The 20,377-nt window shown below is 59.2% G+C and carries 13 protein-coding genes; 8 read left to right on the top strand and 5 right to left on the bottom strand.

Annotation, left to right across the window (positions count from 1 at the left end):
* Positions 1-166: 166 nt before the first annotated feature.
* Positions 167-1,549, top strand: coding sequence for a carbohydrate porin (locus tag ACN1C3_RS13565; protein WP_419116319.1), 1,383 nt, complete (start codon positions 167-169; stop codon positions 1,547-1,549).
* A 117-nt stretch (positions 1,550-1,666) separates the two neighbouring features.
* Positions 1,667-4,156 carry a glucose/quinate/shikimate family membrane-bound PQQ-dependent dehydrogenase gene (locus ACN1C3_RS13570; protein WP_419116320.1) on the top strand — a complete coding sequence of 830 codons (2,490 nt, stop codon included), beginning with the start codon at positions 1,667-1,669 and terminating at the stop codon, positions 4,154-4,156.
* Between the two features lie 98 nt (positions 4,157-4,254).
* Here ACN1C3_RS13570 and ettA read toward each other — a convergent pair whose 3' ends face one another.
* Positions 4,255-5,919 carry an energy-dependent translational throttle protein EttA gene (ettA, locus tag ACN1C3_RS13575; RefSeq protein ID WP_419116321.1) on the bottom strand — a complete coding sequence of 555 codons (1,665 nt, stop codon included), beginning with the start codon at positions 5,917-5,919 and terminating at the stop codon, positions 4,255-4,257.
* A gap of 283 nt (positions 5,920-6,202) precedes the next feature.
* Here ettA and ACN1C3_RS13580 point away from each other — a divergent pair, with 283 nt between their 5' ends.
* The 5 genes from ACN1C3_RS13580 to ACN1C3_RS13600 all read left to right on the top strand — a co-directional run bounded on the left by ACN1C3_RS13580 (position 6,203) and on the right by ACN1C3_RS13600 (position 14,749).
* On the top strand, positions 6,203-10,054 hold the full coding sequence (locus ACN1C3_RS13580) for an EAL and GGDEF domain-containing protein (RefSeq protein ID WP_419116322.1): 3,852 nt from the start codon (positions 6,203-6,205) through the stop codon (positions 10,052-10,054).
* 267 nt (positions 10,055-10,321) lie between these two features.
* Positions 10,322-11,575, top strand: a complete 1,254-nt coding sequence (gene glyA / locus ACN1C3_RS13585; protein ID WP_419116323.1) for a serine hydroxymethyltransferase — start codon at positions 10,322-10,324, stop codon at positions 11,573-11,575.
* Positions 11,576-11,836: 261 nt separating this feature from the next.
* Complete coding sequence (locus ACN1C3_RS13590) at positions 11,837-13,150, top strand: C4-dicarboxylate transporter DctA (RefSeq protein ID WP_419116324.1); 1,314 nt, start codon at positions 11,837-11,839, stop codon at positions 13,148-13,150.
* A gap of 81 nt (positions 13,151-13,231) precedes the next feature.
* A complete protein-coding gene (locus tag ACN1C3_RS13595; RefSeq protein WP_419116325.1) occupies positions 13,232-13,936 on the top strand; it encodes a FadR/GntR family transcriptional regulator in 705 nt (234 codons plus the stop codon).
* A 45-nt stretch (positions 13,937-13,981) separates the two neighbouring features.
* Entirely contained in the window at positions 13,982-14,749 is a 768-nt protein-coding gene (locus ACN1C3_RS13600; RefSeq protein WP_419116326.1) for a GntR family transcriptional regulator, read from the top strand.
* 2 nt (positions 14,750-14,751) lie between these two features.
* Here ACN1C3_RS13600 and yjiA read toward each other — a convergent pair whose 3' ends face one another.
* The 3 genes from yjiA to ACN1C3_RS13615 all read right to left on the bottom strand — a co-directional run bounded on the left by yjiA (position 14,752) and on the right by ACN1C3_RS13615 (position 18,116).
* Positions 14,752-15,723, bottom strand: coding sequence for a GTPase (yjiA, locus tag ACN1C3_RS13605; RefSeq protein WP_419116327.1), 972 nt, complete (start codon positions 15,721-15,723; stop codon positions 14,752-14,754).
* Positions 15,724-15,836: 113 nt separating this feature from the next.
* Positions 15,837-16,034 carry a YbdD/YjiX family protein gene (locus ACN1C3_RS13610; protein ID WP_419116328.1) on the bottom strand — a complete coding sequence of 66 codons (198 nt, stop codon included), beginning with the start codon at positions 16,032-16,034 and terminating at the stop codon, positions 15,837-15,839.
* Between the two features lie 15 nt (positions 16,035-16,049).
* On the bottom strand, positions 16,050-18,116 hold the full coding sequence (locus ACN1C3_RS13615; protein WP_419116329.1) for a carbon starvation CstA family protein: 2,067 nt from the start codon (positions 18,114-18,116) through the stop codon (positions 16,050-16,052).
* Positions 18,117-18,275: 159 nt separating this feature from the next.
* Between ACN1C3_RS13615 and ACN1C3_RS13620 the strand changes: the two genes are divergently transcribed.
* A complete protein-coding gene (locus ACN1C3_RS13620; RefSeq protein ID WP_419116330.1) occupies positions 18,276-18,644 on the top strand; it encodes a PilZ domain-containing protein in 369 nt (122 codons plus the stop codon).
* Positions 18,645-18,698: 54 nt separating this feature from the next.
* Here the strand turns inward: ACN1C3_RS13620 and radA are convergent, their stop codons facing one another.
* Positions 18,699-20,066, bottom strand: coding sequence for a DNA repair protein RadA (gene radA / locus ACN1C3_RS13625; protein ID WP_419116331.1), 1,368 nt, complete (start codon positions 20,064-20,066; stop codon positions 18,699-18,701).
* Positions 20,067-20,377 lie beyond the last annotated feature (311 nt).

The raw sequence follows: 20,377 nt of genomic DNA on the forward strand, positions 1-20,377 counted from the left end.
AAGCGCTTTCTCTCTTGAAGGCAGAGCTTTATCCTTTCAGCATTAAAAGCTGAATCGCTTCATCTTCCCTTAACATTTGCGGCACGCCGTTCTTGACGACTGTTGAATCGAGCGCGAGCGGCCTCTGTTTCTGCCCATTCCCAGAAAAAGACCCAAGACTGCCTCCATGCCCGACGTCCAAAAACCAAAAGACAGCGCTGTCTCACGCCCTGTTACCGGCCCAAAAGCCCTGACCCTGATTGGCGGCTTGACCGCGTTTGGTCTTGCCACCTGCACTCAGGCAGCGCCAGCTTTCGATAGCGATTCCCCCTGGATGCTCGGTGACTGGAACGGCACGCGAACCGAGCTGGCCGAAAAAGGCTACGACTTCAAAGTCGATTACACCGGCGAAATGGGCTCCAATCTGCATGGCGGCTATGACCACGACCGCACCGCGCGCTACAGCGACCAGTTCGCCCTCGGCACCCATCTGGACCTGCAGAAGATCCTCGGCTGGGACGATGCCGAGTTTCAGCTGACCGTCACCGAGCGCAACGGCAACAACATCAGCAACGACCGGATCAATGATCCACGGGTCGGTGGCTTCACCTCGGCTCAGGAAGTCTGGGGTCGCGGCCAGACCTGGCGGCTGACGCAGATGTGGTATCAGCAGAAATTCTTCGACCAGAAACTCGACATCAAGGCCGGCCGTTTCGGTGAAGGCGAAGACTTCAACAGCTTCCCCTGCGACTTCCAGAACCTGGCGTTCTGCGGCTCGCAAGTCGGCAACTGGGTCGGCGGCATTTGGTACAACTGGCCGGTCAGCCAATGGGCGCTGCGGGTCAAATATCACCTGACACCTGAACTCTACGCGCAGGTCGGTGCTTATGAACAAAACCCGTCAAACCTTGATCGCGGCAATGGTTTCAAACTCAGCGGCAGCGGCACCCAGGGCGCAATCCTGCCGGTAGAGCTGGTCTGGACACCGAAGATCAACGGCCTGCCAGGGGAATATCGCGCCGGTTACTACTACAGTAGTGCCAACGCCACTGACGTTTACAAAGACCACAACGGCCAGCCCGCCGCCTTGAGCGGTGAGGCCTATCGCAGCAGTTCGAGCAAGCACGGCGTCTGGCTGGGAGCGCAGCAGCAGCTGACCAGCCGGGCCAGTGACAACTCCCGGGGGTTGAGTGTGTTCGCCAATGCCACGATGCACGACAAGAAAACCAACGCGATCGACAACTACGTCCAGGCCGGCGTCGTCTACAAGGGTCTGTTTGATGCGCGGACCAAAGACGATATTGGTTTCGCCATGGCTCGGGTCCACGTCAACCCGGCCTACCGCAAGAATGCCCAAGCGATCAATCAGGCCCATGCCGTTTTCGACTTTGACGACCCGGCCTACCTGCCGCCACAAGACACCGAATACAGCGCCGAACTCTATTACGGCGTGCACCTGACCAACTGGCTGACCGTACGCCCGAACCTGCAGTACATCCGTCACCCCGGTGGCGTGGATAGGGTCGATGACGCGCTGATTGGCGGGATCAAGGTGCAAAGCTCGTTCTAACGGCCTTGTCCCTGATCAATCGGAACCCACCTGTTTTACCTGAAACAAGCCCGCGCCTGATCATCATCTACAGTGAACATGCGTGGGTATACCTTTAACGTCACGGAGAACCACACTATGAGCACTGATGGTGCTTTGAGTCGAAGCCGCCGGTTGCCGAGCCTGCTCGGTATCGTGCTTCTGCTAATGGGCCTGGCCTTGTTGGCCGGGGGGATCAAGCTGAGCATGCTCGGCGGCTCGCTGTATTACCTGCTGGTCGGTATCGGCCTGGTCGTGACCGGGGTGTTACTGATAGCTGCACGCCGCGCCGCACTGGGCCTGTACGCATTGGTGCTGTTCGCCAGTACGGTATGGGCACTGTGGGAAGTCGGCCTGGACTGGTGGCAATTGGTGCCGCGTCTGGCGCTGTTCTTTGCCATCGGCATCGTCCTGCTGCTGCCGTGGATTCGCCGCCCGTTACATCGCGGTCAGTTCAACCCGATTGGCACTGGCACGCTGAGCGCTGCCGTGTTCATCGCCGGTGTTGCCGCGCTGGCCAGCCAGTTCACCAACCCGGGTGAAATCAAAGGCCAGCTGGATCGCGACGCCGTTCCCGGCATGACCAACACCGCCCCGGCCATGCCCGACGGTGACTGGAATTCCTATGGCCGCAGCGCTCACGGTGACCGGTACTCGCCACTGGCGCAGATCACCCCGCAAAACGTCAGCAAACTGGTGCCGGCCTGGACTTATCGCACCGGTGACCTCCCGGGCCCTGGCGATCCTGGTGAAACCACCGCCGAAAACACCCCGCTCAAAGCCAACGGCATGCTCTACGTCTGCACGCCGCACAGCCAGGTGATTGCGCTGGACCCGGACACTGGCAAGGAAATCTGGCGTTTCGATCCGAAGCTGAGCACGCAGAATGCGGCGAACTTCAAGGGTTGGGCGCACATGACCTGCCGTGGCGTGTCGTATCACGATGACGCCGCTTACGCCGCCGCTGCCACTCCCACTGCCACCGCGCAAATCCCGGCCAAGCCTGCTGCCAAACCAACGACCAAACCAGTTGCCAAGCCGGCTGCTACGCCAGCTGCCACCCCGGCCGTTGCGACTGCCAGCAACGTGTGCCCGCGTCGTATATTCCTGCCAACCGCCGACACTCGTCTGATCGCCCTGAACGCCGACACCGGCAAGATGTGCGAGGACTTCGGCGACAAGGGTCAGGTCGACCTGCGCGCCAATATCGGCACCTTCGCTCCAGGCGGCTACTACTCCACCTCACCCCCTGCCGTGACCCGGAATCTGGTGGTCATCGGCGGTCACGTGACCGACAACGTCTCCACCGACGAACCGAGTGGCGTGATCCGCGCGTTCGACGTGCACACCGGTCGCCTGGTGTGGAACTGGGACAGTGGCAATCCGGAGAACACCACCCCGATTATTGAAGGTCAGACGTACACCCGCAATTCGCCAAACATGTGGTCTATGTTCAGCGTCGACGAAAAACTCGGCATGCTTTACCTGCCGATGGGTAACCAGACACCTGACCAGTTCGGCGGCGACCGTACCCCTGAATCAGAGAAATACAGCGCCGGCCTCACCGCACTGGACATCGACACCGGTCGCGTACGCTGGTATTTCCAGTTCACTCACCATGACCTGTGGGACATGGACGTCGGTGGTCAGCCGACGCTCATGGACTTGAAAACCGATGACGGTGTGAAACCGGCAGTCCTGGCGTCAACCAAGCAGGGCAGCATTTACGTGCTGGACCGCAGCACCGGCAAACCGATCGTTCCGATCAGTGAAGTACCGGTTCCGCAGGGCGCGGTTGCTGGCGATCACACGTCGCCGACCCAGCCCAAGTCTGCCCTCAACTTCATGCCGCCGCCCCTCAGAGAGCGCGACATGTGGGGCGTGACGCCATTCGATCAGATGCTCTGCCGGATCGACTTCAAATCCATGCGCTATGACGGTCCGTTCACTCCGCCATCGCTGCAAGGTTCGATCATCTATCCCGGCAACTTCGGCGTGTTCGACTGGGGTGGTATGTCTGTCGACCCGGTTCGTCAGATCGCCTTCGTGAACCCAAGCTATATGGCGTTCAAGTCGAAGCTGATCCCGGCTGCGGAAATCGCCGCCCAAGGCCCACGCAAAAGCGAAACCCAAGGCGTGCAGCCAAACAAAGGCGCGCCTTATGGCGTGATCCTAGAAGCGCTTCTGTCGCCGATGGGCTTGCCTTGCCAGGCTCCGTCATGGGGTTATGTGGCCGCAGTGGACTTGACCACGCAAAAAACCATCTGGAAACACAAGAACGGCACCGTGCGTGACAGCGCGCCGGTTCCGATCCCTCTGAGCATGGGCGTGCCAAGCCTGGGCGGGACCTTCACCACTGCCGGTGGCGTCGCCTTCCTCAGCGGCACCCTCGACCAGTACCTGCGCGCCTACGACGTAAAAAACGGCAAGCAGCTGTGGGAAGGTCGTCTGCCAGCAGGCGCCCAAACCACACCGATGACCTACACCGGCAAGGACGGCAAGCAATACGTGCTGGTCGTGGCTGGCGGTCACGGCTCGTTGGGTACCAAACAGGGCGACTATGTTCTGGCGTACAAGCTGCCGGATTAAGGGTTATCCGCAGCAGCTGCTGAAAGCAGACCGGGTGAACCCCGGTTTGCCAAGGCAAAAAAAATGCCCCGACTCGTCGGGGCATTTTTTATGGCTGATCAGGCCAGCTTTTTGTGCCGTACCCGATGTGGCTGGGCGGCGGCTTCGCCGAGGCGTTTTTTGCGGTCGGCTTCGTACTCGGTGTAGTTGCCTTCGAAGAACACTGCTTGCGAGTCGTCTTCGTACGCCAGGATGTGGGTGGCCACACGGTCAAGGAACCACCGATCGTGAGAGATCACAATGGCGGCGCCCGGGAAGTCGAGCAAGGCTTCTTCCAGTGAACGCAAGGTTTCGACGTCGAGGTCGTTGGACGGTTCGTCGAGCAGCAGGACGTTGGCGCCCTCTTTCAGGGTCAGCGCCAGGTGCAAGCGACCACGCTCACCACCGGACAGGTCCTTGACGAACTTCTGCTGATCGCCGCCCTTGAAGTTGAAACGACCGACGTAGGTGCGCGACGGGATTTCATAGTTGCCAATACGGATCACATCGGAACCATCGGAAACCGCCTGGAACACCGATTTGCTGCCGTCCAAGTCTTCGCGGCTCTGATCCACGCAAGCCAGTTGCACGGTTTCACCGACTTCAATAGTGCCGGAGTCCGGTTGTTCCTTGCCCATCAGCATGCGGAACAGCGTCGACTTACCGGCACCGTTACCGCCGATCACGCCGACGATCGCGCCTTTAGGCATGGAGAACGACAGGTTGTCGATCAGCACACGATCGCCATAACCCTTGGAAACGTTCTTGAATTCGATGACCTTGTCGCCCAGACGCGGACCGGCCGGGATGTAGATCTCGTTGGTTTCGCTGCGCTTCTGGAATTCCTGCGATTGCATTTCTTCGAAGCGTTGCAGACGAGCCTTGGATTTCGACTGACGGGCCTTGGCGCCTTGGCGCACCCATTCCAGCTCGTCCTTCATGGCCTTTTCGTGGGCCGACTGCTGCTTGGATTCCTGGGCCAGACGATTGGACTTGGCTTCCAGCCAACCCGAATAGTTGCCCTCGTAAGGAATACCGGCACCGCGGTCGAGTTCGAGAATCCAGCCGGCGACGTTGTCCAGGAAGTACCGGTCGTGCGTGATCGCAACCACGGTGCCCGGGAAGTCGTGGAGGAAATGCTCCAGCCAGGCCACGGAATCGGCGTCCAGGTGGTTCGTCGGTTCGTCGAGCAGCAGCATGTCTGGAGCAGACAGCAGCAGACGGCACAGGGCCACACGACGCTTTTCGCCACCGGACAGGAATTCTATCTTCGCGTCCCAGGCCGGTAGACGCAGCGCATCGGCGGCGACTTCCAGTTGACGATCAAGGTTATGACCGTCGCCTGCTTGCAGGATGGCCTCGAGCTTGGCTTGTTCGGCGGCCAGCTTGTCGAAGTCGGCATCCGGGTCGGCGTATTCGGCGTAGACCTGATCCAGACGCGCTTGGGCGTCCTTGATCACGCTAACCGCTTCCTCGACCACTTCACGAACGGTCTTGGTCGGATCCAGCAGGGGTTCTTGCGGCAGATAGCCGACGTTCAGCTCGGGCATTGGCCGGGCTTCGCCGTCGAACTCGGTGTCGACGCCTGCCATGATTTTCAACAGCGTGGACTTACCCGAACCGTTGAGGCCGAGCACGCCGATCTTGGCGCCGGGGAAGAACGACAGAGAAATGTTTTTCAGGATTTCCCGCTTCGGCGGAACAACTTTGCTCAGCCGATGCATGGTGAAGACGTATTGAGCCATGGAGAACCTAGGGTCAGTGACTGATGAATAAAGCGCGAGCGGAGCTCGGGCCAGGCCATGCGCAGCGCCAGCGATTGATCGCGATCAATACCTGCGCGCGGAAAAGACCTGAGTTTAGGAGCTGGAACGCCCCGCGTAACCGGCAAAGCTACCTTAATGAGAGTTGTCAGTCCAGCCAGCAGGGGCTGGCACTTTGCCACAACTCAAGGCATGCTATCCGCCCTCCGGGCGTCCGGCTTATAGTGCACGTCGCGTCAATCCAGCCAAACCGCAGGATCACAGCTTGTCGAATGTCACTCTGCCATTTTCCGTGCGCGTAGCGAGCCCTGCGCCCGGCTCGCCCCTGCGCGGCACGCTCAAAGGCGGGTTGGCGACGCTGGTCTTGCTGCTGCTCGCCCTACTATTCTGGCAATTGCTTGATCAGCTCAAGCAAACCCAAAAGCATCAGCTCCAGTACACCATCGATTACACCGCTGATCTGGCCGATCACGTCAGCCTGAACATGGCGTTGAATGCGCAAATCGCCCTTAACCTGCTACCGATCGTCGAACAACCGCAAAATACCGACCAACAGCAGGCGTTGCTGAAAAAACTACAACTGTCACTCCCGGATCTGCGCAGCGTGGCATTGTTGGGCCCGACCGGTGAAGTGCTGAGTGACAGCGCCACGGACAGCCAGGACGACGCCTGGCTTGCTGAACTGGTCAAACGTAGCCGTTCCCAACGCTACTTCTATAGCAACGCCGCCGATGGTTCGGTAGTGCATCTATTGCTGCACCAATCCAGCGGCGCGATCAAAGGCTATTGGGCGTTGCGACTGGCCCCGACGTTTTTCCAGTCCCTGACCAGGCCGGCCTCTCAACCGTTACCGCCGATGTGGGTCGTGGAAAACCAGCTCAGTCATCACATCATCAGTCGCGACGTAGGCCTACCGACAACCAAAACCGATGCATTGACCCCGGACGACTTGAGCAATAGCGTCCTGGTCGCGCCCCTGAGCAAAAGCGACTGGCAACTGCGTGGCTTGTTTGATGAACAAGCCGCAATCGAAGATCTGTTGCCGGCTTTTATCGGCAAATGCCTGCTGGGGCTGGTTTTCTCCCTTGTGCCGGTGATCGCACTACTGAACATGCGGCGCCGACAGCGGCAATTGCATGAAGGGCGTCGCCGTTATCAAGATATTTTCGAAGGCACAGGCGTTGCCTTGTGTGTGCTCGATCTTTCCGGTCTCCAGGCGTTCTTCCACAAGGCTGAACTGCACACCAGTGAACAACTGCGGCTTTGGCTGGAAAACAACCCGGAGCAACGCCAGCAACTGCTGCAAGAGCTGCGCATCACCGAAGTCAACCAGGTCGCCTTGCGCCTGCTTAACGTCGACTCCTGCGAGCAGGCCTGGAAAACCTTGATCGACGGCAGCCCGCGGGAAAACACAGCCATCGGCAACCAGTTGCTCGAGGCCGTGATCAACCAACAAAAACAGCTGGAACTGGAAATCAAGCACAAGGACGCCCAAGGCCATGACCAGCATTTGTGGCTGGTACTGCGGCTGCCGGAAGAACAGCACGACTATCAGGCGGTAATTCTCAGCATCAGCGATATCACCAGTCGCAAGCTCGTCGAATTGTCCCTGCTGGAGCGTGAAGGTTTCTGGTCGGATGTGGTGCGCACCGTGCCTGATCATCTGTATGTGCAGGATGTGATCAGCCAACGGATGATTTACAGCAACCATCACCTGGGCCAGACACTGGGCTACAACAAGACCGAACTGCATCAGATGGGCGAGTATTTTTGGGAAATCCTGCTGCACCCTGAAGACGCCGATCACTATCACCGCTTGCGTCAGGAACAGCGTCAATCCGGCTACGCGCAGCTCATGCAATGCCAACTGCGCTTCCGCCATCGCAACAATCAATGGCGCCGTTTCGATATCCGCGAACAAGCGCTGGCCCGCGACAGGCACGATCAAGTCACGCGCATCATCGGCGTGGCCAAGGACATCACCGACCAGATCGAAGCCAGCGAATCCCTGCGTGACAGTGAGCAGCGCTACCGCATGCTCGCCGAAAGCATCAGCGATGTCATTTTCTCCACTGACAGCAAGCTGGCGCTCAACTACGTCAGCCCTTCGGTGCAGGCGGTGCTCGGCTATGACGCCGACTGGATCTTCCAGAACGGCTGGCAATCGATCATCGCCAACCCGCAACAGCTGACCGGCATCTACACGCTGATGGAACGGGTCAGCAAAGCCCTGGACAAACCCGAACATCTGGCTCAATTGCGCAGCCAGGTGCAGACCCAACTGTTCCTGTTCGACTGCCTGCGGGCCGACGGACGCAAGATTCCGATCGAACTGCGGCTGGTCCTGGTGTGGGACGAACACGGTGCCTTCGAGGGCGTGCTCGGTGTCGGTCGTGACATCAGCCAACAACGCCGCGCGGAAAAAGACCTGCGCATGGCGGCCACCGTATTCGAGCACTCGACCTCGGCGATTCTGATCACCGACCCGGCCGGCTACATCGTTCAGGCCAACGAAGCCTTCAGTCGTGTCAGCGGTTATGCGGTGGCACAGGTCCTCGATCAGTTGCCGAACATGCTGACGGTCGATGATCAGCAAGAAGCCCATCTGCGTTATGTGCTCAAACAGCTTCATCAGCACAGCACCTGGGAAGGCGAAGTCTGGCTCAAGCGGCGCAACGGTGAACATTACCCGGCCTGGGTCGGGATCACTGCGGTGCTCGACGACGAAGGCGATCTTGCCAGCTACGTCTGCTTCTTTAGCGACATCAGCGAGCGCAAGGCCAGTGAGCAACGCATCCACCGTCTGGCGTATTACGACGCCCTGACCCATCTGCCCAATCGCACGCTGTTCCAGGATCGCCTGCATACCGCGCTGCAATCGGCCGAGCGGCAGAAGTCCTGGGTGGTGCTGATGTTCCTAGACCTCGACCGCTTCAAACCCATCAACGACTCCCTCGGTCATGCCGCCGGCGATCGCATGCTCAAGGAAATGGCCATACGTCTGCTCGGCTGCGTCGACGATGACGACACCGTGGCACGTATGGGCGGTGACGAATTCACCCTGCTCCTGCAACCGCGGGCCAGCCGTGAAATGGCGCTGAATCGGGCCATTCATGTCGCCGAACAAATCCTCGCCAGCCTGGTCAAGCCGTTCGTGCTCGAAGGCCGGGAGTTCTTTGTCACCGCCAGTATCGGTATTGCCTTGAGTCCGCAGGATGGCAACGAACTGAGCCAATTGATGAAAAACGCCGACACCGCGATGTACCACGCCAAAGAACGCGGCAAGAACAATTTCCAGTTCTACCAAGCCGATATGAACGCCAGCGCTCTAGAGCGTCTGGAGCTGGAAAGCGACCTGCGCCATGCCCTTGAGCAAAATGAATTCGTTCTCTACTACCAACCGCAATTCAGCGGCGACGGCAAACGCCTGACCGGTGCCGAAGCCCTGCTGCGCTGGCGTCACCCGCGTCGCGGACTGGTGCCGCCGGGAGACTTCATTCCGGTGCTCGAAGAACTGGGGTTGGTGGTGGATGTTGGCGACTGGGTGATCAGCGAGGCCTGCCGTCAGCTCAAGATCTGGCATCAAGCCAAGGTGCGGGTGCCAAAAGTCTCGGTGAACATCTCGGCCCGGCAGTTCTCCGACGGCCAGCTCGGCACGCGGATCGCGACCATCCTCAAGGAAACCGGCTTGCCGCCGGCCTGCCTGGAACTGGAACTGACCGAAAGTATTCTGATGCGTGAAGTCAGTGAGGCAATGCAGATACTCGCCGGCTTGAAAAACCTCGGCCTGAGCATAGCGGTCGATGACTTTGGCACCGGTTATTCATCGCTGAACTACCTCAAGCAGTTCCCGATCGATGTGCTGAAAATCGACCGCACTTTCGTTGATGGTTTGCCGTCCGGCGAACAGGACGCGCAGATTGCCCGGGCAATCATTGCCATGGCCCACAGCCTGAACCTGGCGGTGATCGCCGAAGGCGTGGAAACCCAGGAGCAACTGGACTTCCTGCGCGAGCATGGCTGTGACGAGGTGCAAGGCTACCTGTTCGGCCGCCCGATGCCGGCTAATCGCTTCGAAGCGCAGTTCAGCAATGATGCGTTGTTTATGTTTGATTGAGGTTTTGTGGTGATGCGGGCGGGCGCCATCGCGAGCAAGTCGGATCGCCGCACCGCCGCTCCCACATTTGATTTGTGTTGTTGGAAAATCTGTCGGTTGAGCCGGGTCCAGTGTGGGAGCGGGCTTGCTCGCGATGAGGCCCGCCCGGACACCGCAAATCCCCTCATGAACACCACTTGTCTGCGACATGATGTCCTTTCATATGCCAGACAAAACCCATTGAGTTAGAATGCCCTCCTTTTCCGCCCCCGATCCTTGAGGACCGCCATGTTCAGCCGTGATTTGACTATTGCCAAGTACGACGCCGACCTTTTTGCCGCCATGGAGCAAGAAGCTCAGCGCCAGGAAGAACACATCGAGCTGATCGCTTCGGAAAACTACACCAGCCCAGCGGTGATGGAAGCTCAAGGCTCGGTACTGACCAACAAGTACGCCGAAGGCTACCCAGGCAAGCGCTACTACGGTGGTTGCGAGTTCGTCGACGTGGTCGAGCAACTGGCCATCGATCGCGCCAAAGAGCTGTTCGGCGCTGATTACGCCAACGTTCAACCGCACGCCGGCTCCCAAGCCAACAGCGCGGTTTACCTGGCGCTGCTGCAAGCCGGCGACACCATTCTGGGCATGAGCCTGGCCCACGGCGGTCACCTGACTCACGGTGCCAGCGTCTCCTCCTCCGGCAAGCTGTACAACGCCGTACAGTACGGCATCGACAGCAACGGCCTTATCGACTACGACGAAGTCGAGCGCTTGGCGGTAGAACACAAGCCAAAAATGATCGTTGCGGGCTTCTCCGCTTACTCGCAAATCCTCGACTTCCCGCGCTTTCGCGAGATCGCTGACAAGGTCGGTGCCTACCTGTTCGTCGACATGGCTCACGTAGCCGGTCTGGTCGCCGCTGGCGTCTACCCGAACCCGGTGCCATTCGCTGACGTCGTGACCACCACCACTCACAAGACCCTGCGCGGTCCACGTGGCGGCCTGATCCTGGCTCGCGCCAACGCCGACATCGAGAAGAAGCTGAACTCCGCAGTCTTCCCTGGCGCCCAGGGCGGCCCACTGGAACACGTGATCGCGGCCAAGGCCATCTGCTTCAAAGAGGCGCTGCAGCCTGAGTTCAAGATCTACCAGCAACAAGTGGTCAAGAACGCCCAGGCCATGGCCGGTGTGTTCATCGAGCGCGGTTTCGACGTGGTTTCCGGCGGTACTGAAAACCACCTGTTCCTGCTGTCCCTGATCAAGCAGGAAATCTCCGGTAAAGATGCTGACGCCGCTCTGGGCAAGGCGTTCATCACCGTGAACAAGAACTCGGTACCGAACGATCCACGCTCCCCGTTTGTCACCTCTGGCCTGCGCTTCGGTACTCCGGCAGTCACCACTCGTGGCTTCAAAGAGGCTGAGTGCAAAGAGCTGGCCGGCTGGATCTGCGACATCCTGGCGGACCTGAACAACGACGCCGTCATTGACGCCGTTCGCGAGAAGGTCAAGGCCATCTGCGCCAAGCTGCCGGTATACGGCGCTTAATCAGCCCGTAAACCGCAGCAAAGAAAAGCCCGGCCAGTGATGGTCGGGCTTTTTTTCGTCTGATGAAACCGTTCAAGGTCGCAGCTTTACGCTCAACTGGTAAGACCGGTAAAGCCAACACATCAATTTCCCCTTGATTCCTTCAGAAAATCGAGCCTAAACTGCACTCGCACTGGACATACCGGTAAGACCACAATAATTAAGTCCTGTATCTGATGCGCACAGCGCACGTAAGACAGGACACCGAACAGGATCCTCCCCATGCTCAGATGGTGCTCGCGTTCGATTTTCCTTCAGGTTGTCCTCGGATTGGTGCTCGGCATCGTCTGCGGGCTCACACTCCCCGAATACTCCTCCCAGCTCAAACCCCTCGGCGACGGCTTTATCAAGCTGATCAAAATGCTGATCGGCCTGATCGTGTTCTGCGTGGTCGTCAGCGGCATTTCCGGCGCCGGCGACCTGAAAAAAGTCGGACGCATCGGTCTCAAGTCGGTGATCTACTTCGAAGTGCTGACCACCATCGCGCTGTTGATCGGCCTGGTTTTCGCCTTCAGTACCGGGATCGGCAGCGGCGCTAATATTCATCTGGATCAGCTCTCCACCGCAGACATGGGCGACATTGCCCAGCGCGGCCAACACATGCACACCACCACTCAATTCTTGATGGACCTGATCCCGACGTCGGTGATCGGTGCGTTTGCTGACAACAACATCCTGCAAGTGCTGGTGTTTTCGGTGTTGTTCGGCAGCGCCTTGAACCTGGTGGGCGAAGCGGCATCCGGCATCTCGCGACTGATCAACGAACTCAGCCACGTGATCTTCCGCATCATGGGCATGATCGTGCGCCTGGCACCAATCGGCGTATTCGGCGCGATCGCCTTCACCACCAGCAAATACGGCCTGGATTCGCTGCAACACCTGGGCAGTCTGGTGGGGCTGTTTTACCTGACCTGCACAGCGTTCGTGATGCTGATCCTCGGCCTGGTGATGCGCCTTTCTGGCTTGCGCATGCTGCCGTTTCTCAAGTACCTGCGCGAAGAGCTGCTGATTGTGTTGGGCACCGCCTCTTCAGATGCCGTGCTACCGCAAATCATGCGCAAGCTTGAACATCTAGGCATCGGCAGTTCAACCGTCGGGCTGGTGATCCCCACCGGTTACTCGTTCAACCTGGACGGTTTCTCGATCTACCTGACCCTGGCCATCGTGTTCATCGCCAATGCCACCGGCACGCCGTTGGCCATGTCGGACCTGCTGACCATTTTGCTGGTCTCGCTGATCACCTCCAAAGGCGCTCACGGGATTCCGGGGTCGGCGCTGGTGATTCTGGCGGCGACCTTGACCGCGATCCCGGCGATTCCGGTGGTTGGCCTGGTATTGGTGCTGGCAGTGGACTGGTTCATGGGCATCGGCCGGGCGCTGACCAATCTGATAGGTAACTGCGTCGCCACCGTGGCCATCGCCCGCTGGGAAAAGGACATTGATATTCAACGGGCAAACAAAGTTCTCTCCGGCCAGCAGGGTTATACCTTCCAGCCTAGAAAACCTGTCCCCCAGGCCCATCAGCAGGAATTTTGACCGCACCTTGTGCCTGCTCGTTTCAGGCACAACAATCAGCGCCTGCAAATGGCGCTTTTACCGAAACTCACGGAGCGAACAGTGATCAGCTCGTCGACGGTTGTAAATTCAGTGGTAGAAAAGCTGCGCGCCGCACTCGCTCGCGGCCAGTGGCGTAGCGGCGAGATGTTGCCAGGACAGCGCGAACTGGCTGAACAACTGGGCATCAGTCGCCCAAGCCTGCGCGAAGCGGTGATCGTTCTGGAAACTCTCGGGCTGGTGCGCTCCATGCCGGGCAAAGGAGTGGTGGTGCTGGACGCCCATCTCAGCGACCGCCAAAGCCACGACAGAGCGGTGGCCGGGGCGAGCCTGGAAGACGTGCTGCAACTGCGCTACACCCTTGAACCCTTCATCGTCGGCCTGGTCGCGCAGTCCATCAGCAGCAAGGAAGTCGGGCAATTGCGCCTGACCCTGATGGACATGCGTGAAGCCCTGGAGGCCAACGACAGTGAAGCTGGCGTGAATGCCTATATCGCCTTCCACGAAGAGTTGTTCACCCTGACCTCGAACCCGATTTTCCAGAGCGTGGTGCAACAGACCAGCAACGCCCTCAAGCAAAGTGCCGAGGTGCTGCGCAATTCCCCCGAACACCTGGCCGAGCGCCTGCAGGAAAACGAAGCGGTGGTACGCGCCATCCGCAGTAAAAACAGCGCCTTGGCCAGCGCCGAAATGCGGCGGCACATTCTTCAGGAAGGACAGCGCATGGGCATAGAGCTGAATATTCCAGAAGACAATCTGGGCAGTTAAACGCTGTAGAAAATTTCGTATCGGCAACCGGACTGGAGACAGGCCATGACTACCTGCGCCTCACAGAAACAAGTTCCTTATGCCCTGCCCGTGTGCCGCCCAGGCAAAAAAAGGCTTTCGGTCGACGATATCTACCCACAGATTTTCGATGCCATCCTCGAACAACGTATCGCCCCGGCCAGCCGTTTCACTGAGGAAAGCCTCGGACAAGTGTTCGGCGTCAGCCGCAGTATCATTCGTCATGTGCTGGCGCGCTTGTCCCATCAACAGGTGATTATCCTGCGCCCCAATCACCGCCCTCAGGTGGCCGCTCCTGATGCAGAACACACCCAACAGATACTGCATGCCCGACGTCTCACCGAAACCACGTTGGTCAAACTGGCCAGCCAGAATTCCACCCCTGAGCAACTCAAACGCCTGCGCGAGTTAATCGCCGCAGAACGCGAATGCATAGAACGCGACCAGCGCGGAACGGCCATTCGCCTCTCCGGAGAGTTCCACCTGCAATTGGCCGAAATGGCTGGCAATGCGCCGCTGGCGCAGTTCCTCGGCAGCCTGGTGCCGCTGACCTCATTGGCGATCGCCCAATATGAAGAGCAGGCCTGCAGCTATTGCGCCTGGCAGGAACATGCGGCGATTGTCGATGCAGTGGAGAGCGGCGACGTCGTGACAGCCGTTCGCCTGATGACCGAGCATTTGGATCATCTGGAAGAGAAACTGCTGAACTCAGGATTAGGATCTGGCCGCGATCGCATTGCCGGTCGACGCTCGATTGCTCGCGATGACGGCCTTGAACACGCTGAAAACTCCTGACCTTATTCAGCCGCAACCCGCGCAAACCCCGCGCGAATTTTCTCTTCCGGCAAATCGTCGGCAATAAACACGATCACGCTTTCACGCGCCTCGCCTCTCGCCCACTCGGTATCCCAGTCGAAACCATAGAGTTTCAGCACGCCCTGAAACACCATCCGCCGTGGCTCGTCGACGATGTTCAGCACGCCTTTGTAGCGCAGCAATTGCTTGCCGTGATCTTCCAGCAGCTCGTTCATGAACTCGCTGAGTTTGTCGATATCCAGCGGCTTGTCGGTGCGCAACACCAGGCTGGAGATGCGGTCGATGGTCGGTGCCTTACTCACCGGTCGCAGGTTCAAGCCACCGCCCAGGTCGGCATTGAGATTGAAACCACGCACGTCGAGCAACTCGGCCAGATCGATCTTGCCGTGTTCGACCACGCGGATCGGTGCTCGGCGATTGATACGCGTCAGCCGTTCGCTGAGTGCAGTAAAGGTTTGCTCATCCACCAAGTCCCGCTTGCTCACCAGCAAACGGTCGGCAAAGCCGATCTGCGCCTGGGCGATGGTCTGGGTCAGATGGTGCTCGGCATGAGCGGCGTCGACCAGGGTGATGATGCCGTCGAGGATGTAACGCTCACGCAGTTCTTCATCGATAAAAAACGTCTGTGCCACGGGTGCGGGATCGGCCAGCCCGGTGCATTCGATCACCAGCCGGTCGAAGGCGATTTCGCCGCTGTCCAGGCGCTCCAGTAGCAGGTACAGCGCCTTGGTCAGGTCGGTGTGGATGGTGCAGCAGACGCAGCCGTTGGACAGCGTCATGACTTGCACCGGCTCATCACCCAACAGCTGAGTATCGATACCGGCGTCGCTGAATTCGTTTTCAATCACTGCGATTTTCAAGCCGTGTTCGGCCTTGAGCAGATGGCGCAACAGCGTGGTTTTACCGGCGCCGAGAAAGCCGCTGAGGACCGTGACGGGGATGGGAGAGGACAAACTGGATCTCCTTTTAATACACAAAAAAAATAGGAGCGGTTCTGTGGGAGCGAGCTTGCTCGCTCCCACAAAAGCCCGCTCCACATTACATCTGACAACCCGCCGCTAGCGGATCAACAGCACTTGGGACCACCCTTGCCGCCGTAACGAGCCTCCTGGCGTTCGCGAAAGAACGCCTCGTAGGTCATCACCGGCTTGTCCGGGTGTTTGGTGTGCATATGCTCGACGTAGTTGTCGTAGTCGGGCATGCCGACCATCAGGCGTGCGGCCTGACCGAGGTATTTACCGAGGCGACTCAGGTCATTGAACATGTCTGCAATCCTCGATTACGCGTCCGGCAGAGCCTGGAAGGGCGATTCTTTATCCGTGCGTTCTTTGGTGCCCCAGGCGGCGATACCGACCTTGAGCGCATAGAACAGGATGCTGAACACCACGAACAGGAACAGCGCTGTCAGGGTCGCGTTGGTGTAGGCGTTGTAAATCACGTGCTGCATCTGGGTGATGTCCTTGGCCGGCGCCAGGATCTGACCGTTGGCCAGCGCATCACTGTACTTCCTGGCCAGGGACAGGAAACCGATCGCCGGGTTGGCGTCGAACAGTTTGATGAAGCCGGCCGTGGTGGTGCAGATCAGCAGCCACACGGCAGGCAGCATGGTGACCCAGACGTAGCGCTGGCGTTTCATTTTGATCAGTACGACGGTCGCCAGCATCAGCGCAATACCGGCCAGCATCTGGTTGGAGATACCGAACAGCGGCCACAAGGTGTTGATGCCGCCCAATGGATCGATCACGCCTTGGTACAGCAGGTAACCCCACATTGCCACGCAACCGGCAGTTGCAATCAGGTTGGCGGTCCAGGATTCAGTACGCCTTAGCGCCGGAACGAAGGAACCGAGCAAGTCCTGCAGCATGAAACGCCCGGCACGGGTACCGGCGTCGACGGCGGTCAGGATGAACAGCGCCTCGAACAGAATCGCGAAGTGGTACCAGAATGCCATGGTGTTTTCACCCGGCAGGACATGGTGCAGGATCTGCGCAATACCGACCGCCAGGGTCGGCGCACCGCCAGCGCGGGCCAGAACGGTGGTTTCACCAATGTCCCTGGCCACGGCTTGCAGGGCTTCTGGGGTAATCGCGAAGCCCCAGCTGCTGACCATCTGAGCAACCGAAGCCACGTCGCCGCCGACGATGGCCGCCGGGCTGTTCATCGCGAAGTAGACACCCGGTTCGATCACCGAGGCCGCCACCATCGCCATGATGGCCACGAAGGACTCCATCAACATGCCGCCGTAACCGATGTAACGGGCATGGCCTTCGCTGGCCAGCAGCTTGGGGGTAGTCCCGGAGGCAATCAGCGCGTGGAAACCGGACACCGCCCCGCAGGCAATAGTGATGAACAGGAACGGGAACAACCCGCCCTTCCACACCGGACCGGTACCGTCGGTGAACTGGGTCAGCGCCGGCATTTTCAGCTCGGGCATGGTGATCAGGATGCCGATCGCCAAGGCGATGATGGTGCCGATCTTGAGGAAGGTCGAGAGGTAGTCGCGCGGTGCCAGAATCAGCCACACCGGCAGTACCGCGGCCACGAAACCGTAACCGATCAGCATCCAGGTGATCTGGAGTCCAGTGAAGGTGAAGGCCTTGGCCCAGACCGGATCAGCGGCAATCTGCCCGCCCAACCAGATCGAACCCAGCAGCAGGAGTACCCCGACCACGGAGATTTCACCGATGCGGCCCGGGCGGATGTAGCGCATGTAAATGCCCATGAACATCGCGATCGGGATGGTCGCCATCACCGTGAAAATGCCCCACGGGCTCTCGGCCAAGGCCTTGACCACGATCAGCGCCAGCACCGCGAGGATGATGATCATGATCAGGAAGCAGCCAAACAGCGCGATGGTGCCGGGGATACGGCCCATTTCTTCACGGACCATGTCACCCAGGGAACGGCCGTTGCGGCGGGTCGACATGAACAGGACCATGAAGTCCTGCACGGCGCCGGCCAGCACTACGCCTGCAATCAGCCAGAGCGTGCCGGGCAGGTAGCCCATCTGCGCGGCCAGCACCGGACCGACCAGTGGCCCCGCGCCAGCGATGGCCGCGAAGTGGTGACCGAAAAGCACATGTTTGTTGGTCGGCACATAGTCCAGACCGTCGTTGTTGAGCACTGCGGGGGTGGCCCGAAGTGGATCGAGTTGCATCACATTGTTGGCGATGAACAGGCTGTAGTAACGATAAGCAACCAGGTAAATGGCCACTGCAGCGACCACAATCCACAAGGCGTTGATCGCCTCGCCGCGGCGCAAGGCCACTACGCCCAGGGCGCACGCTCCTACGATTGCCAGCAGTAGCCAGGGTAAGTGGCGTAGCAGGCTATTATTGTTTTTCATCTTTTTTATTCCAGCCAGTGGACTTGAGATAAAGCCACCCCGAGTTTAGCCCCGATTACACCAAAGGCCATACCCCGACATTGGTCGAGGGTACGCAGCACCGGTGGCGGTTCTCACAGATGCGGGTCTATAGTCAGCGAACATCAAGAGGACTGCGCCATGAGCGACCACCCTGCAGATCGCCGCCGCTTCAAACGTATTGCCTTCGACGCCAAAACCGAAATCAGCCAGGGGCAAAATCGTTGGCCGGTGCAGTTGATTGATCTATCACTCAAAGGTCTGCTGATTCAGCGCCCCGAGCCCTGGCAGGGTGACGAGACACAGCCTTTCGCAGTCGACATTCATTTGAGCGACGATATCGACGTCAGAATGGACGTGAAGTTGAGCCACAAGGATTACGGCCAGCTTGGCTTCGTCTGCCTGGATATCGACCTGGAATCGATCGAACACCTGCGACGGCTGATCGAGCTGAATCTGGGGGATGAAAACGAGTTGGAGCGGGAGCTGGGAGCGCTGATCGACGTTTGATCATGGTGACCGCGAGCCCCGTGGTGACTTCGCGCTCCCCTCCTACGGTCGTGTTTATTCGAACAACGCGTCCAATGCCTGCTCAAGACGTGTCACGGCAATAATCTGTAACCCTGGCGGCGCCTCTTTCGGCGCATTGCCCTTGGGTACGATGGCCCGCTTAAAGCCGTGTTTGGCGGCTTCTTTGAGACGCTCCTGACCGCTGGGCACCGGCCGTACCTCGCCGGACAAACCCACTTCGCCAAACACCAGCAGGTCATGAGGCAAGGGGCGGTTGCGCAGACTGGACATCACCGCCGCCATCAAGGCGAGATCGGAAGCGGTTTCCAACACTTTGACCCCGCCCACCACGTTAAGGAACACATCCTGATCATGGGTCGGAATGCCGCCGTGCCGATGCAGGACTGCCAACAGCATAGCCAGCCGATTCTGATCCAGGCCCAGGGTCACCCGACGCGGGTTGGCCAGGTGACTGTCGTCCACCAATGCCTGGACTTCCACGAGCATTGGCCGCGTGCCTTCCCAGGTTGCCATCACCACACTGCCCGGCACTTCTTCCTGAGCACGTGTCAGGAAAATCGCCGAAGGGTTGGAGACTTCTTTCAGGCCTTTGTCGGTCATGCCGAACACGCCCAGTTCGTTGACTGCGCCGAAGCGGTTTTTCACCGCGCGCAGCAGACGCAGACGACCGTCCGACTCGCCTTCGAAATACAGCACGGTATCGACCATGTGCTCCAGCACCCGCGGTCCGGCCAGTGCGCCCTCTTTAGTGACGTGGCCAACCAGAAAAATCGCAGTACCGCTCTGTTTCGCATAACGCACCAGCAGCGCCGCACTTTCGCGCACCTGGGACACACCACCCGGTGCGGATTGCAGTTGCTCGGTAAAAATCGTCTGAATGGAGTCGATCACCATGACTTTCGGCTTTTCTACCCGAGCCGTAGCAATGATGGTTTCGATGCAGGTTTCGGTCATCACCCGCAGTTTGTCCTGAGGCAACCCCAGGCGACGGGCGCGCATGGCCACTTGCTGCTGGGATTCCTCACCCGTGACATACAGCGCCGGCATGCGTGCCGCGAGGCTGCACAAGGTCTGCAAGAGGATCGTCGACTTGCCGATGCCCGGGTCACCACCGATCAGCACCACCGATCCGTCTACCAGACCGCCGCCGAGCACTCGGTCCAGTTCACCGGACGCTGTGGAAAAGCGCGGAATTTCTTCAACGCTGACTTCGGCCAGCGTCTTGATCTGAGCCTGCTGGCCGGTCCAGCCGGTACGACCGCTAGGGGCCGCTGCACCACCGCTTTCCACCATGGTTTCGGTCAGCGTGTTCCAGGCGCCGCACTCGCCGCATTGGCCACCCCACTTGGGAAAAGTTGCGCCGCACTCGGTGCAGCCGTACATGCGCTTTGCCTTGGCCATCAGAACTCCAACGAAAAACCGCGATGATAGCTCAGCTGGAGGCGATCAGCGCAGTTCAGTTGTATTGAGGCAAATACGATGAGTTAGCCAGTCTGGCGAGCGCGCCATAGTAACTTTTACAGTTCTTTAAACCTGTTTCTGATTGGCGCTCTGGTGTTACTTGTCCAACTTTTCGCTCTAACAGCCAGCCCTTTCAAGGTGTTTTCCCTTTATGGGCCTTCAGCACCCGATCGGTCGACACATGAGCATTCGCAGCCTTTCCCTCCAACCATTCCTTGGGCTTGGCGATTTTGGGACCGCGTATGCTTTTG

Source organism: Pseudomonas sp. H11T01 (assembly GCF_048515765.1).
Classification (GTDB): domain Bacteria; phylum Pseudomonadota; class Gammaproteobacteria; order Pseudomonadales; family Pseudomonadaceae; genus Aquipseudomonas.